The sequence below is a fragment of the Paenibacillus tianjinensis genome, from assembly GCF_017086365.1.
GTDB classification, from domain to species: Bacteria; Bacillota; Bacilli; order Paenibacillales; family Paenibacillaceae; genus Paenibacillus_AQ; species Paenibacillus_AQ tianjinensis.
On the sequence record NZ_CP070969.1, the window covers coordinates 3,400,064 to 3,413,325 of the forward strand.

The 13,262-nt window shown below is 48.8% G+C and carries 21 protein-coding genes; 1 reads left to right on the forward strand and 20 read right to left on the reverse strand.

Features of this window, described 5'->3' with window-relative positions; genetic code table 11:
* Positions 1 to 5: 5 nt before the first annotated feature.
* The 14 genes from JRJ22_RS15220 to JRJ22_RS15285 form a co-directional block, all read right to left on the reverse strand.
* Positions 6 to 752 (reverse strand): scaffolding protein, encoded by a 747-nt coding sequence (locus JRJ22_RS15220; protein ID WP_232380855.1) that lies wholly within the window; start codon positions 750 to 752, stop codon positions 6 to 8.
* A gap of 26 nt (positions 753 to 778) precedes the next feature.
* Positions 779 to 1,009 carry a hypothetical protein gene (locus JRJ22_RS15225; RefSeq protein WP_206100356.1) on the reverse strand — a complete coding sequence of 77 codons (231 nt, stop codon included), beginning with the start codon at positions 1,007 to 1,009 and terminating at the stop codon, positions 779 to 781.
* A 3-nt stretch (positions 1,010 to 1,012) separates the two neighbouring features.
* The gene (locus JRJ22_RS15230) at positions 1,013 to 1,132 is read right to left on the reverse strand and encodes an LPXTG cell wall anchor domain-containing protein (protein ID WP_206100357.1); all 120 of its coding nucleotides are present in this window, start codon (positions 1,130 to 1,132) and stop codon (positions 1,013 to 1,015) included.
* 4 nt (positions 1,133 to 1,136) lie between these two features.
* A complete protein-coding gene (locus JRJ22_RS15235; RefSeq protein WP_206100358.1) occupies positions 1,137 to 2,198 on the reverse strand; it encodes a phage minor capsid protein in 1,062 nt (353 codons plus the stop codon).
* A gap of 1 nt (position 2,199) precedes the next feature.
* Positions 2,200 to 3,699, reverse strand: coding sequence for a hypothetical protein (locus JRJ22_RS15240; protein ID WP_206100359.1), 1,500 nt, complete (start codon positions 3,697 to 3,699; stop codon positions 2,200 to 2,202).
* A 143-nt stretch (positions 3,700 to 3,842) separates the two neighbouring features.
* Complete coding sequence (locus JRJ22_RS15245; protein ID WP_206100360.1) at positions 3,843 to 5,105, reverse strand: PBSX family phage terminase large subunit; 1,263 nt, start codon at positions 5,103 to 5,105, stop codon at positions 3,843 to 3,845.
* On the reverse strand, positions 5,102 to 5,920 hold the full coding sequence (terS, locus tag JRJ22_RS15250; protein WP_206100361.1) for a phage terminase small subunit: 819 nt from the start codon (positions 5,918 to 5,920) through the stop codon (positions 5,102 to 5,104). The genes JRJ22_RS15245 and terS overlap by 4 nt, the downstream gene beginning before the upstream one ends.
* A gap of 58 nt (positions 5,921 to 5,978) precedes the next feature.
* Positions 5,979 to 6,797, reverse strand: a complete 819-nt coding sequence (locus tag JRJ22_RS15255) for a hypothetical protein (RefSeq protein ID WP_206100362.1) — start codon at positions 6,795 to 6,797, stop codon at positions 5,979 to 5,981.
* Positions 6,798 to 7,053: 256 nt separating this feature from the next.
* Positions 7,054 to 7,407 carry a hypothetical protein gene (locus JRJ22_RS15260; RefSeq protein ID WP_206100363.1) on the reverse strand — a complete coding sequence of 118 codons (354 nt, stop codon included), beginning with the start codon at positions 7,405 to 7,407 and terminating at the stop codon, positions 7,054 to 7,056.
* 165 nt (positions 7,408 to 7,572) lie between these two features.
* Positions 7,573 to 7,929, reverse strand: a complete 357-nt coding sequence (locus JRJ22_RS15265) for a hypothetical protein (protein ID WP_206100364.1) — start codon at positions 7,927 to 7,929, stop codon at positions 7,573 to 7,575.
* Positions 7,930 to 7,991: 62 nt separating this feature from the next.
* On the reverse strand, positions 7,992 to 8,237 hold the full coding sequence (locus tag JRJ22_RS15270; RefSeq protein ID WP_206100365.1) for a hypothetical protein: 246 nt from the start codon (positions 8,235 to 8,237) through the stop codon (positions 7,992 to 7,994).
* A 592-nt stretch (positions 8,238 to 8,829) separates the two neighbouring features.
* Complete coding sequence (locus JRJ22_RS15275; protein ID WP_206100366.1) at positions 8,830 to 9,321, reverse strand: hypothetical protein; 492 nt, start codon at positions 9,319 to 9,321, stop codon at positions 8,830 to 8,832.
* 97 nt (positions 9,322 to 9,418) lie between these two features.
* The gene (locus tag JRJ22_RS15280; RefSeq protein ID WP_206105358.1) at positions 9,419 to 9,619 is read right to left on the reverse strand and encodes a hypothetical protein; all 201 of its coding nucleotides are present in this window, start codon (positions 9,617 to 9,619) and stop codon (positions 9,419 to 9,421) included.
* Between the two features lie 37 nt (positions 9,620 to 9,656).
* Positions 9,657 to 9,803 carry a hypothetical protein gene (locus JRJ22_RS15285; RefSeq protein ID WP_206100367.1) on the reverse strand — a complete coding sequence of 49 codons (147 nt, stop codon included), beginning with the start codon at positions 9,801 to 9,803 and terminating at the stop codon, positions 9,657 to 9,659.
* A 73-nt stretch (positions 9,804 to 9,876) separates the two neighbouring features.
* Between JRJ22_RS15285 and JRJ22_RS15290 the strand changes: the two genes are divergently transcribed.
* Positions 9,877 to 10,233 carry a DUF3889 domain-containing protein gene (locus JRJ22_RS15290; protein WP_232380856.1) on the forward strand — a complete coding sequence of 119 codons (357 nt, stop codon included), beginning with the start codon at positions 9,877 to 9,879 and terminating at the stop codon, positions 10,231 to 10,233.
* Between the two features lie 146 nt (positions 10,234 to 10,379).
* Here JRJ22_RS15290 and JRJ22_RS15295 read toward each other — a convergent pair whose 3' ends face one another.
* From JRJ22_RS15295 to JRJ22_RS15315, 6 genes are read right to left on the reverse strand one after another with little or no spacing between them, the layout of a single operon-like run.
* Positions 10,380 to 10,700: a hypothetical protein gene (locus JRJ22_RS15295; protein WP_206100368.1), complete on the reverse strand. Its 321-nt coding sequence runs from the start codon at positions 10,698 to 10,700 to the stop codon at positions 10,380 to 10,382.
* An 18-nt stretch (positions 10,701 to 10,718) separates the two neighbouring features.
* A complete protein-coding gene (locus tag JRJ22_RS15300) occupies positions 10,719 to 10,874 on the reverse strand; it encodes a hypothetical protein (protein WP_206100369.1) in 156 nt (51 codons plus the stop codon).
* Between the two features lie 35 nt (positions 10,875 to 10,909).
* Positions 10,910 to 11,443 carry a hypothetical protein gene (locus JRJ22_RS15305; protein ID WP_206100370.1) on the reverse strand — a complete coding sequence of 178 codons (534 nt, stop codon included), beginning with the start codon at positions 11,441 to 11,443 and terminating at the stop codon, positions 10,910 to 10,912.
* 15 nt (positions 11,444 to 11,458) lie between these two features.
* Positions 11,459 to 11,842, reverse strand: a complete 384-nt coding sequence (locus JRJ22_RS15310; protein WP_206100371.1) for a YopX family protein — start codon at positions 11,840 to 11,842, stop codon at positions 11,459 to 11,461.
* A 36-nt stretch (positions 11,843 to 11,878) separates the two neighbouring features.
* Positions 11,879 to 12,007: a hypothetical protein gene (locus JRJ22_RS29460; RefSeq protein WP_269751849.1), complete on the reverse strand. Its 129-nt coding sequence runs from the start codon at positions 12,005 to 12,007 to the stop codon at positions 11,879 to 11,881.
* A gap of 22 nt (positions 12,008 to 12,029) precedes the next feature.
* Positions 12,030 to 13,097 carry a hypothetical protein gene (locus tag JRJ22_RS15315; RefSeq protein ID WP_206100372.1) on the reverse strand — a complete coding sequence of 356 codons (1,068 nt, stop codon included), beginning with the start codon at positions 13,095 to 13,097 and terminating at the stop codon, positions 12,030 to 12,032.
* Positions 13,098 to 13,262 lie beyond the last annotated feature (165 nt).

The window sequence follows — 13,262 nt, forward strand, 5'->3', positions numbered from 1 at the left end:
TCTCCTTATCGTTTCCACGGGTCATTGCCCGTTTGATTTGTAGTTCCCTCACCTTGAGCCAACTTCTTCATGCGTTCGAGACGATCTTTCTTGGAAGTTTCCGCACCATTGCCGCCAATGTCAGCTCCGAATTTCCCGCTGCCCTGCTTGGTCTTCAGCAGATGCGGCTTCTTCTTTGCTAGTGCCTCCAGCGCTTCCTTAACGCCCTCCAGCTCGCCCTTGTCGTTTTCCTTAACACCGGTTAAGTCAGACAGCGCGGCAGCATCCTCCCAATCGGCAAACCCGATTTCGTTCGCCAGTACCTTCACCTCGGCATTGAGCAAGCGCTTGAAGGTTTTGTCGTTCTGCTCCTTCTCACGTGCCTTGATTTTGTCCTCGACCAGGCGGTCGACTTCTGCGGGATCAAGTTTCCCGTCTTTGTCCTTCTCCTTCGGCTTCAGGGCAGCCTGCATGGCTTCAACGGAGTCATAGCCCAAGTCTTTGGCAAGAGCCAGATTTGCAGCCTTCTCAGCACGGGAAAGGCGGGACTGAACTTTCGCGTCAAGTTCAGCCTGCGTAAAGGTTTTGCCCGGCGGATCGGCGGGCGGGTCTGCTGGTGGATCAGCAGGCGGGTCCTCTGCAAAGAACTGCAAGTCCAAAGGAAAACGTGATGCTTTTTTAGCGATATATTCTTTCACGGTATTGACCTCCTGTTTTATGCCCGGGTAGGCTTCCTCGGTAGGCAGTTTAACGTCATGCCACGGTTTGGACAAAAGAAAAGGCCGCTCTTTCGAGCGACCTACTCCCTCATTTGTTGCATTACATCATCCTTTCCACATTCCAACAGGCCAAGCGCTTCAGTGTTCTGAATATGACTCCAAACTGTCTGAATGCTTCCATCGGCCAGCTTTACTACGGCAACAAATGCTTCAATGCGCCCTTGCTCTGCTGCCTGCTGCAGACTACCTGCGCATGCCAGCGGAGTGACCTTGCCTGCGCGAAGGTCTCTCCGTTCCTTAATCTCATCCACGGATCAGCGCTCCTTCCGTTTCGAAAGAATGCTGCCAAGCACAACCACTACGATGATTCCCAGCCAGAGCGGCCAGTAATGCAGCAGCTTCTCGCCTTCCGTCATATGGATCATGTCATCCATAAATTCATCCACTGGGTTCACCCGCTCTCTTGATCTCAATATTGACCTTCCGGTAAAGCTCCTGCAGCTCACCGTACTTCGCAGTCCCGCGTACCTTATTGCTAGCGAACTGCTTCAGATCAGGTGTATCGTTTGGCAGCACAGCCTTGTACCGGATCCACTGTTTGCGGGTCTCATTCTTCCGGGACTTTTCCCGCTGCAACTCATCATAGCGCCGCATGTTGGCCTCGGTGCGATTATCCTTAAACGGTCGGTTGGAATCCTTGATAGTTTGCTCGATTTCAGCTGTCGGCGTATACTCCTCAACCCATACAGACATGGAGTGCACACAATGGCTATGATACGGCGGACGCCGCTCCAACCTCGGGAAGCGCGAATCGTTTCCACTGATGCTGTAAACCCGCCCCTGATAGACTGCGCATATCGGACAGGTGATGCCGACGGAGTTGATATACACCAAGTCTTGCTTGTTCTGCACCGCCATGTTTTCTACACCAGTGACGTGAGCTTTCCGTTGATGGTACTGAACCACCCCGGCCATGTACTTGTCTGCAGGGATGCGGGAGCCATTCTTGGCGATCATGCCGGTGATGCCCTGCTTATTAACAGCAGCGACAGCATTCTGTGTAGCCTGCCGGCGGCTGACTCCCTCGAGTAATGACTGCTCATTCGCAATCCTGACGGCATCTTCAATGCGCTGCTTTGAATCGCGGCTCATGTGTTCAGAAGCTTCAAGGATGCTGTAAAACCCCTCGTCTGAGATCGCCTGTGCCGCTCCCTGGTGAACAATTGCTTGCACAGTAACATCCAGCGCTTCCCGCGCGATCCCAGCAGCAATAAGCTGCTCAACAGCTGTAGTCGCTCCATTGCGGTACTCCTCGCCTATCAGAACGGCAAGGCCTTGCCCAGCATCATTTATCAGTTCGGCGATAATCATGTCCACCTGCTGCAGTAGCTGCTGTTTTCGACGATTGGAGATGTTCCCATCCTGCAGCGCTTGGACCAGATCACGCAGGCGCTGGTCCGTCTGGACATACAGAGCAATCAGTTCTTCTGCCGTAGCCATCCTACACCGTTACCCGGGGTGGCTGGGTGAATGTCGGGTTCAAGGTATCGACCGCTTTTTCATCCTGAATCTTCTGGATTTCAGCCTGAATTGCTTCCTCTGACCAATCAGGATGCAGGCGGCGGACGGTTGTCTCAAGCGACTGCACACCATCGACGTACTTCTTGCTTTCTTCCCCGTCTTTCTCCGATTCAGCTTTCGGCAGCATGTCGCCCCACTCTATAACTGGGTTTACTGGCTTAAGTGCTGCCCCGCTGATCGCATTCTCCAGCAGCATGCACTTCCGAATGGCATCCTTAATGGCAGCATCAAACTTATCCTTAATTGCTTCAGCCTTAATAACGGACTGAATCCATAGGTACAGCAGTGCAATTCCGGTATCCCCTTTGGCATCCTCCAGTCCGGCCGCTTGGATGGATGTCTTTGAGACAGCAAGCATATACCGAATCAAGCGTTCGACATGTTTGAAGGACTGATCCGTCTTCGCGTCCCAGGTGATGTACTGCGGAACCGCTCCGGTTCTCTCATCGAATGAAACAACTTCAAGATCAGCTCCGCGAACAAACCGAGCGCCATAATCCCGCTGGTTCTGGTTTGCGACCGTATCCCAAAGAGCACGGGGGATCGCAAGCTTCGGTTTCCCATGCTTGTCAAAGACAATGCTGTCCCGGGTGATTGTCCAGTTGATTTCCTCCTGGATAGTGTCAATGTTCCGCAGAGCCGAACGGCCCCGGGGATGCAGCAGGGTTTCATCGTTGATGACAAAGCCACAGAGCAGCTCAGTGACATCCTTCAGTGTCTCATTATCCGGAATCTCAATTTCATAAGCGGCAGCGTACTGGTTGATATCGATCTCATCTCCTACAGTCTCGCCGTCCATTTTGAATACCATCTGCTGGATAACAAGGCCCTCATCACTCATCTCCTGCCGCTCCACCCGAAGGAACTTCAGTTTGCCGCCATTGCCATTGTCCCACTCTTCGATCCAAGCGAGATCAGCGCCGCCTCCATCCTCGTGTGGGAAGTATCGGTCAGCTGGCATCCACTCGAACCAGACCTTCCCCTTGACACTCCGCCGGATCCGGTAAGCGATCAGGCCATCGACTTGATGCTGCGTGACTGCGGCCCATATCTTGTCATTCGGCTTCGAAGCTGTGACCACGGAGGAAACAAACTCCAACTCCGGACCTGATTCCACATCAGCAGACACGTTCCCGAGCGCCCGGTTAATTAGATCAGCTGGCACCTCAGCAACCAGGCTGGCGAAGTTGACAACAACATACTGATGCTCAGAAGTAATCTTGATGTCTGCGCTCATGCCTCGGCGGATTAACCCCGGCCGTGACCGCCGGATCACCCGCTCTGTAGTCTGGATGCTGCGAGCCCGCGGGAAGATCAAGTCATGATCGCCGTTGTACAAGTCACGGTAGTATTTCATGTCCTCGACTTCGGTGTCGTAGGGCGGCGGTGGGAAACGCTTCTTGCTGTAGATGATGGTCACGGTTCAGTCCTCCTTTCTGGGCAATAAAAAAGACCGATCATTTGTCGGTCACCGTACAGGAATATGCTCTTACATTACCTTTGTTGTCAATACTGAAAGAGCCTACCTTAATGCCTTTCTTCTTCAATTCACTCACCTTCCTATTACCAGCCTGAAGGCCGTTGATTTGTATAAATCAGCTCAGGACGACGCAGCGGCTCAGCCGAATAGCGAAGTGCAGCCATCGCATCATCGAACACATTAACTGGCTCATCAAGATAAAGCCCTGTCTTCTTATCCTTCCGCCATGACCACTGCTGTATCTCTTTGATGGTATTGACGCAATCGGGATGAATATGAATCTTCCGCTGCTTCAAGTAATCAATCTGAGCCTGCACGCTGCCGGGCTCCTTCATGACACCGGAAGCATTGTAGCCAGCGTTCTGCCACATCTGAATGCGGTCAGGCTCGGCAGAATCGCAGTACATCGCCAGATACTTGCTGAGGCCCTGCCGATCAGCCAACTCAATGATCCCGTCTGTCGCCATCTCATGGACGTATATCTCATTGCACACAAAAAACTCACCGTCTTTGACACCGACCGTGAGAATGGCATTTGCATGGTTGAAACCAAAGTCCTGCGCATGATGCATGCTGTCGAACATCCCGAAGGAAGTATCAAAGTCATGCACTATGAAATTTTTGAAAATCAGGCCGCCAAGCTCACCCCATTCTCCCAGGCCGTAAACCTCGTATCCTTCCGGATCCTGTTCCTTACGCATCATCATACGGCGATGGTAGGCTTCATCAATGAACCGGTTCTGTAGATACGTAGAATGGTGCGTGAGGATGTCCGGGCTCGAGTAATCGAAGTACTTCCTCTTAATCCAATGGGATGCCGACACAGGGTTGAAACTGAAGGTGATCTGATAATAGAGATATGGATTCAGCAAAACCCCGCGCAGCCGGTCATCCAGGATATCAACATCCGATTCCTGCAGCTCGGTTGCTTCCTCCACCCAGATCCAGACCAGCTTTCCCTTCGTGAAGGTGATGGATTTGACCTTTTCACGGTCCCGCACATCATTCATACCGCGGAATATGATTTCATTGCCGGTTACCCGGCTGCGGATCATCAGCGGCGAACGAAGGACTTCCCAATATTCATCAGCTCGATCACCGTAAATCCGGTTGATCGCACCGACCAGCTCCGCATAGGTGCTGTTTCGGTTGGTCTCATTGACTTTCCGAACACACAGCAGGTTAGCGCCCTCATACTTTGGATCGCCAAGCTTCAATATGAAGTCCTGCGCTATATTAACGGATTTGCCAGATCCGGCGCTCCCACGCATAACCCGGTACCGATGCTTGGAACAGTTAATGATCTTGAAATGAGAATTGAACGCCACGACTACCGGGGCACTCATGATGCATCATCCCCATAATCAACGATGATGTGAAGAGGCGGCTTGCTTCCGTCGCTCGCGCCCTTCTGATCAAGCAGCGAGATCTCCTTCTTCAGCTTCTGTACACGCAGCTCCTGCTCTGTATCTGCTTTGCCCTGCCGGCACATCTCGTCATATTGACGGATAAGGTTCTGCAGCGTGGTCATGGCCCGGCTCTGCGCTGTTAAGAAGGAAGCCTGCTTATCCCAGGCGAACTGAATCTCCCACTCGGTTTCCTCATTATCAGATTTCTCCGTAGTGACCAATTTGGATTTCTTCAATTCCTTTGTAAGATCATCCCGGTCCTTCACCAGCATGATCTGCTGCGCCCTGAGTATGGCAGCATACTGAATCGTGATCTGATCCCACATCATATCAATGGGAGAACGGGTTTCAAGCTGCTCCATGATCTCGGCAGTGTCGTCCGGTAGGAACTTACGAAAGAAGCCATGAGTGACGGCCTTATCGTTTCGATATGGGCCGCCATGGCCGCCCTTGTTACCCAGAGCATTCTTGCTGCCGGGAGGAGCGCCGCCACGGTTGCCGACGGCGTTTTTGTTGCCCTTTGGCGCGCCTTTCTTTCTTTTAGAACGTTCCGGTTTATTTGGAGCGTTCCCTTCATCAGTTTGGAGCGTTCCGTTTAATTGATCGGACCAGTTATCTTTACTCTTCCATCCCCGGACCGTTCCCGCAGATACATTTAGCTGAGCAGCAATTTCTACAAGGTCGAGCTGACCGCCGCTGTCCAACCATAACTTTTCAGCTTCTGCCCTTTTTGGGTCTCTTTCTCTTGGCATTTACATCTCACCACCCCCAAAAGAAAACGGACGTGATCGAAGGATCCGTCCGTTTTCTTTATTCATAGTTTTGGAGCAATTTCAAAGTAGAAATAATTGAAATCAATCTATACGCATCGATTTTTGTCCATTTTGAAGGATCATCTCTGCCGTGCAATATTCTATTGCGGTTGATCAATTGAGCACGGGGGCCAGTAATACCCCTTTCGAAGATTCCGTTCTCCAACAAAGTGAACAATGATGCTGCGATAATTGATGCTAGCTTGCCCTGTTCTTTTTCTTTCACCAAAGTTGACTGAACACTTCTGACCAGCGGCTTTCCAGATATATCTGCATCATTGCCATTAGTTAATTCATGTTCAACAGCCATCACAAGAGACGGAATCGCAACCATAATATTATTGTTTTCAACTGAGTCAAAACATTGTCTATAAAACTCAGACCAGGCACCGCTGCTTTCGTTTATAATATAATCCTTCTCTTCCTCATACAAATTGTGATTATTTTCCTCGAACATTTTGGTAAATAGGTCATCTCGAACTTCTTGCCTATCTTCCGTACGACCAATTTTTCTGTAAGCTGCGAATGGCATGCAAGAAGAAATACACCAACCATACTTAGCATTACTTTTACACTCTTCAGAAAAATTTTCGTAAAACTCTTCCCAATCAACTTCTAATAACTTCGGAAACTGAAACTTTGGGATTTCTATATTAGGAATTTTAATAGAACTGGCAACTTCACCAAGTCTTCTGGCCATTTCAAATGCTGGAGAAAGTGCCAACTGATTAATTTTATTAATATGAGTATAAGCATTGGAGAAACCCATCGCCGTTTTTTGCCATTCTTCTGAAATGCCGATTCCCTTAAATGTCATTATTCCATCCCTCCATACCGAACATGCATTCTCTTATATTATCGGTTACGGTACGACTATGGTCAAGGGTAAGCACCCTTGTTTATGTTATGTCGGTTTTGCGGCAGGGTCAGGCTCATATGCGCCAGCACACTGCATTGCTTGCTCCGCCCTGCCATTATCCAGCTCTGTCCTCACAAACGGACGCTCTAAATTCCAACGCCTTACATAGACTCACAGAAGGCCATTTATCGACATAAAAAAGCACCCGAAGGTGCTAATCTCTTTTATACACTAATGTGCTCTTAACCTTTTTAGTTATTAAGTTGCGTAAGGCTCCTTCCAAGTCTTCAGGGAATCCAGGAATGAAATCTCCAATTACGTTTTGGGAGCCACCTTCAGCAAGGATGTCATCATATTCAATTTCAAATGTAATTCTGCCTACATTAGTAATCGATATTGCGATTGTCCACAATAAAGGAGCTAAGTTAGTTAATTCGACGGAGTAACCATAGCCCAGTGTAGAATATTTCAACTCACCAAGTACACTGTTTAATGCTGTTGTGACCTTGGTTTTTTCTCCTGCATAAGTTTCTACATGACTTTTAATCTCGTCTATCCAATCACTCAATACTTTCACCTCCCTTCGACATCACATTTCGACATCTAGGAAGATTTTCCCTTCTGACAAACTGGCCTGCCACAAAACTGCCTTGTTCCTTCCCAACGCCCCCATATACAACGTGCACACTTCGCTGGCTGATTCGGATGCTCTTTTATCAATGGAGGCCGGATGCTATTCTTCTTTCTCGCCATGATCGTCTTCCTTTCGTGAGAATAGATATACCCATTGGCTGAATTCGCGCTTGGATACTGAGCTATTTTTCAGTGCCGCTTCCAGATCTCGTTTCCATGCTTCAGAACCAACGGCATCTATTTTCCGCTCCAGCTGAGGCTTCGTCTTGGTGTATAAGGTGACAGGAGTGGTTTTAAGCGCTTTGCAGATATCGCCAATGTTCTTACTCTTGCTTTCATCCAGGAGATACGCGAGCAGGCGCTGCTCTTTCTTATTGAGCCTATAGGGTCCTGCAATTTCAGCCACAACCTCTTCACATGTCATTTCCAGATCACGAAGTTCTGCTGCTGTCTCCAATGAGATCACCCTTTCGGCATAATAAAAAAGCCGCCCAATAATGAGCGACTTCGGAATATGTATTATTTTGAACTACCTTGTTCTATACCCTCCTGTATTCTATCCAACAAACCAGGGAAGCCGTGAGTAAATAAAAAGTAGAGTCCTACAAGCGCAACGGCGCCCATCAAGAACTTCACTGCTCCTCCATTAACACGGAATAACTTAAGAATCAAACCTACAGCGAACGTCGGCAAGACCATATACAGAGCAATTGATTTAATCACTGCCCAGATTGCGCCACTCATCATACCACCAATATCTGGCATAAAACACCTCCTGCCTCTGTATTTCGACAGAAGGAATAAAAATCCTGCAAACATAAAGGACGGCGTCCGCTCCGCATCCGCAGCAAATGCGCTGCGCTCTTTGCTTAAATCTTTATCTCCATAGTTACAGAGGAGAACAAGACCATTTTACTGAGCTGGAGAAATCGGAGTCAAAGTAGCTGCAGACGATCACGGACGATTCACTCCAGAAATTCTTATTCTCTCTCTTCAATGCTCACTTATTCGATAATAGCGGGGGCAGGGATTTGAACCCCGGCTTCGGCCCGGTTCTTGCTGGCGTTGCGTCCAGACACCCCGCATAATAATCCGGCACTTACTCAGGCGGCCGGAAACCTCCACGATCCGAACTTTAACCGATGTGGTCACGGCTCTAGGGGAACAAGGGAAATGACAAACCCACAAGAACGGAGTAAATAGAAAAGCGAGAGGAGGTACGCCCCGGTTAATGCTGCATTACTGCAGCCGTGCGTGTCACTCTCGCCTGATTTCCACGTTATCAATATACCATGGAGAAGTGCTAGTATGGTGCCTGACTTGTGCTGAATAATCGCTTGAAAAGTGCGATTTTATGCTAAAACTGATCATTGTCTAATTCGAAGAATCCAAGCAACCTCAAGTTATTTGCGATAGTGGCAATGCCCGTATCAATCCAGCCACGAATAGTGCTGCTTTTCTCGTCATAACCGAAGAATAAACATGTTTCCTTAAGTGAGTGACCTTCCAGATACCTGAACCGAATCGCTTTCTTAATGTCATCACTGAGAATTAGAGAGTGAGCCCGTTGGAGTGAGTCTGTGTACAGCCGGTACTGTTCATAGACCCATCTTTGCTTATCGATCAGAATGACCGCATTGGCAGTCTTGTCCGCATGCAGTTCGTCCTGATCAATCCGGCGAGCTACTTCCCCATCAATGCCCACTTGCTGAAGGTCCTTGGTGTTTCTTTCATAATCCGCAATCAGCAATGTCATCACTTTATATTTGCCGAGGAGGAATTTTGTACGCTTAAGTTCCTTCTTATCTGCCGTTGGAAACAGTTCATCCTGTGTGTATACCATCGCCATTCCCCTCATTCCCCTTTGTCATGTTATAATGTCGAGAGGAATGTTTAACCGTTTATGACCCCCGCCCCGGCCAAGGATATGGGGGTCTTTGCTTTGTTTACTGCTCGGAATCTTGTTTCTTAGCAGATGCCCAATGAAATGTAACGGTAAGATAAGATAAATTCATAGCATCGATCTTATTGAGCAGATCGTCATTGCCTACTTCCGATCTTACCAGTTCACTTTCGGATCCATCATCCGCTACCAACATAGCAACCAGCTTGCTACCTTCATGATTTTCATAAACATCAATTTTCATCGTCTCAACTCCTTGATGGTATCTTCGGACAGCAATACTAATTGTTCATTGTTTCGCTGATTTTAGCGCCTATAACAGTTCCAAACTCTTCTGCTTCTTGTATCGCTTGTTGAATCGTGTCGGCTTCAATTAAGTATCCGAACACCGAATGTCTTGATTTTTCTACAGAAACTTCCCAAACCATAAACATTCTCCTTTCGTGCATTGTTTCTTCGTACTGTGCATCAGCTATCGGGTATATTTATTTATGAATACATATGGATCAAGTAGGAGATATTATTGAAAACTTCTTGAGATGGGCGGTTATTATGAAACAATTAGTGATATTGATTTTAGTTATGCTCATGTTTCCCACTGCTTCAATAGAGGCTATGCCTGAATACGCAAAATGGGGTAAAATTGCAGTAGAGGAAACCCAAAAACATTATAAAGCAGCCATAATCGATTATAAGCACATCGGTCGTACTGAACTAACACCAAAAAAGTCTGAAGAGAAATTCAAACTATGGATTAGGAACAAAGCAGGTAACGAATTTGGGGTTATTGTAACAATCCAATTTAACCCGTCAACTGAAATAGTTCAATCGATTCAGTTTTCTGAAACTAATCGATAGTTTAATAAATCTAACGATAACGAGAAATGTCAGTTCAATAACCAACAGTGGTCTAAGCATGTATAATTCAGCTAGACAACTGTTGGTTTTTATATCGGGATCCTAAAAGAGAACTCTCATGGAAAATGCTTGTGAGCAGTTTGCGTCTACTGCGGCGTACCCATAATCTCGCGCTTATGCAGCCTGTCCTTGATCTCCTCATAAGCATCTGTCCGGTCGTACAGGGCGTGATAACGGTGACTGGTATCATTTGTGCCCGCGCCGGCATTAGCAGAATACAGGAAAGCTGATGGCTTCTCGTGTCTATCTGCGAGGATAGGAACACCCAATTCCTTGCAGCGTGTCTTGCTCAGCAGCACCGCGAATGGATAAGTGGTTCCGTTCCATCTGCCGGTGCGCGGGATGAAATACGGCAGCCCGCTTTCCAGCACCTCTTGACGGTTGAATCTCCCTTGTTCGTTTGGCATGTCATCCTCCTTATGGGCCTAAGCCCGCTCCTTGATTTTGTATTGCACCCTGCCAAATTTGGGCTTGCAGCGTCTCAGAATCTCAGTCTCAGCTGCTTCCCGCTCCCAGCGCCGGGCGTACTTATCTTGAAGGACTGTATATAGTTCTTGGTGGGTTGCTGTTCTCCAGTTCAAAGTAATAACCTCCTTCGGCTACCGCTCCGCTAGGATTATTCTGTCGGTAAGATGGCGCTGCCGCGCAAAGAATCAAAATCAAATTCGCTCAAGATCTTCAAGAGCCTTTCCACCTTCGGCGCTCTCCAGGCTGTCATCGCATAAGTGTGAGCTTCATCGGTGTAGTGATAGTGGTTAGACTTGATATGCTGCTTGGCCTCAGCTTTGGTTAAGAACATGGTATTCTCTCGAATGAAATGTTCCTTCTTCTCAGGGTGGAGACTTGCTCCATCATCATAATGCTCCTGAATCCACTCGAAGGCACTATCCTCGCAGCTGATCTCTCCAAACTCTTCCAGGGCTTCTTCTGAAAGCTCCTCTTTGTCCAGAACATCAGTCAGAAAATAATTGATCTCGTACGATTCGCCGTCGTTCGGAAGATACACTGAATATCTTTCTGCATTGCCCTCATTACACTCCACCCAACGGTAATCTCCAACTGTCCAGAACCTAGGAGCTGCCTGAGAATCATTGTCCTGACTATTTAATTCCGCCTGAAGTTCCTTCAAAAACACAATATCAGTGCTCATATCCTCTTCTCCCCCTTATACCTCTAGTAGTTCTGGATTATCGCAGATGTTGCCGACAACTTCGATTTTTCCGGATCTTGTGCAATTAATGGGCCAGCTTTGATGCCTTGCCTCGATCTCGAATGTGCCTTCAAAGTACTGCACTTTACCAAACCAGCCTACTGCGTGTTTTACAATATCACCTTCGTATATTTCCTGGCCGTTGCGATCATTCAGGCCTGTGTATTGCATGACTTCTGCATCCCGTTCACTGCAATCAGATAATGCTCCAGCATAATAATCTTCCAGGCTGTCGTACCACTGAATGATCATTTCTGACCCCGGCCAAGTGAGTGCAACTTTATCAAGCATTCGCTTTTCGTTTTTTAACCACGCCCGGAACTTTATTTCTCTGCTCATATTGCTTATCAGCTCCTTTATAAGGGAAGAGGGTGGTTAGCCCTCTGGGTACATTTCGATTGCTTCCAGGTGATCTGTGCACTCCTCGTCAGTCATTCCAGCAAGCACATGCTCCTCATATCCATAATCATCACGAAGGATCTCCCGGCTGCTCTTTTCATTCATCACGTATCTCTCCTTATAGGGGCTATGCCCTGATTAATTGCTCGTCCGGATTCCATTTCTCACGAATCGCCGCCTCCCAACTGCTGACCCACTCAACCAGCTCCGCCCCATATTCCGCGCTTATCCGTTCATACTCAGCTGTGTAAACCTCAATCAGAGGCCGCCGGCTGTAATGCAGATAAGGGATACTCCGCATGATCTTGCTGCCAGTCTGCTGCACCTCCCGGAGCACCCTGTCAAAGTAGCAGGCTTTCAGGAAGGACAGGGGCTCGCTCTCAATGATCTCGTCCCAGTCCATCCCAATATCCCGTACTCCGTCACAATTGAAGGGGCAGAGGTAACAGCGGGAGCGCCGTGTCGGGAATCCGTTGTCCTCCAGAAACCGGATGCTGTTGGCCGTGGTCTCGTTCTGCTCGACCAGCGGGTAAGCCAGCCGGACGTACTTGAATTGTGGTGATTGGCTGGTGTTGATCCGGCGGATCTCGTCATAACTAAAACCGATATCAATAATGAATCCGATGTTGTCCGGCATCTGCTGCCGGTATCCCAACCCGTGGAGGTCCATCACCGCCCGGCGGGCTGCCTGCTTGACGGGAACGATCTTGAAGTCCACCGTACACTGCCGGGGCATCATGCCTGCCGCCTTAATCTCTCCGGTCGCTGGGTCCAGCGTGCTGCAGTATACCGGCATCTGAAACCGCTGATACTCCGTATGGATGTAGCGCATCAGCATCTCTTCAAGCCCGCGCTCCATGCTACTGTGATGGGTGATCAGGAACGGCGTACTGTTCCCGCAGGCCCGCTGCCGCTGCTGCCACCAGGCAACCTGCTCATGGATGAACTGCGGCTCCGCTCCGGTATCTGAAAATATGATGTAGTCATAATGGATAAGGCCCTGCAGATGCTGCTCAAGCAAGTGAGCTGACTGCGTGCCGCCGCCGAAGGAGAGGACATGGTAAATGCGATCCCGGCCTAGCTGCTGCAGTTCCTCCTTGAGCTGTGCTTTGGTCCTGAATATCCCATCGCGGTATTTCTTATGGTCACGGTAGTCGGGAGCGATCTCGAAGAGCTCAAGCTGTTCGGGCTGCATGTCTGTTCCCTCCCCGTCCTATATCACGTACGATCACGTACAAGTTCTTTTCCCTGCAACTGCAGCAGTCCGCCCACGGGGCATTCCCGGTTGCAGTACCCGTCTATCTTGGAATAGGTATTACCTTAAGTCTGGTTGAGCTCCTCCCGCTGCGGGCAGTCCGCA

Excerpts from the sequence above, each read along its gene's own strand:
- JRJ22_RS15230 (WP_206100357.1), bottom strand. The coding sequence starts at position 1,132 with ATGGATGACATGATCCATATGACGGAAGGCGAGAAGCTGCTGCATTAC.
- JRJ22_RS15235 (WP_206100358.1), bottom strand. The coding sequence starts at position 2,198 with ATGGCTACGGCAGAAGAACTGATTGCTCTGTATGTCCAGACGGACCAG.
- JRJ22_RS15245 (WP_206100360.1), bottom strand. The coding sequence starts at position 5,105 with ATGAGTGCCCCGGTAGTCGTGGCGTTCAATTCTCATTTCAAGATCATT.
- terS (WP_206100361.1), bottom strand. The coding sequence starts at position 5,920 with ATGCCAAGAGAAAGAGACCCAAAAAGGGCAGAAGCTGAAAAGTTATGG.
- JRJ22_RS15255 (WP_206100362.1), bottom strand. The coding sequence starts at position 6,797 with ATGACATTTAAGGGAATCGGCATTTCAGAAGAATGGCAAAAAACGGCG.
- JRJ22_RS15270 (WP_206100365.1), bottom strand. The coding sequence starts at position 8,237 with ATGCCAGATATTGGTGGTATGATGAGTGGCGCAATCTGGGCAGTGATT.
- JRJ22_RS15275 (WP_206100366.1), bottom strand. The coding sequence starts at position 9,321 with ATGGCGATGGTATACACACAGGATGAACTGTTTCCAACGGCAGATAAG.
- JRJ22_RS15280 (WP_206105358.1), bottom strand. The coding sequence starts at position 9,619 with ATGAAAATTGATGTTTATGAAAATCATGAAGGTAGCAAGCTGGTTGCT.
- JRJ22_RS15285 (WP_206100367.1), bottom strand. The coding sequence starts at position 9,803 with ATGGTTTGGGAAGTTTCTGTAGAAAAATCAAGACATTCGGTGTTCGGA.
- JRJ22_RS15290 (WP_232380856.1), top strand. The coding sequence starts at position 9,877 with ATGGATCAAGTAGGAGATATTATTGAAAACTTCTTGAGATGGGCGGTT.
- JRJ22_RS15295 (WP_206100368.1), bottom strand. The coding sequence starts at position 10,700 with ATGCCAAACGAACAAGGGAGATTCAACCGTCAAGAGGTGCTGGAAAGC.
- JRJ22_RS15305 (WP_206100370.1), bottom strand. The coding sequence starts at position 11,443 with ATGAGCACTGATATTGTGTTTTTGAAGGAACTTCAGGCGGAATTAAAT.
- JRJ22_RS15310 (WP_206100371.1), bottom strand. The coding sequence starts at position 11,842 with ATGAGCAGAGAAATAAAGTTCCGGGCGTGGTTAAAAAACGAAAAGCGA.
- JRJ22_RS29460 (WP_269751849.1), bottom strand. The coding sequence starts at position 12,007 with ATGAATGAAAAGAGCAGCCGGGAGATCCTTCGTGATGATTATGGATAT.
- JRJ22_RS15315 (WP_206100372.1), bottom strand. The coding sequence starts at position 13,097 with ATGCAGCCCGAACAGCTTGAGCTCTTCGAGATCGCTCCCGACTACCGT.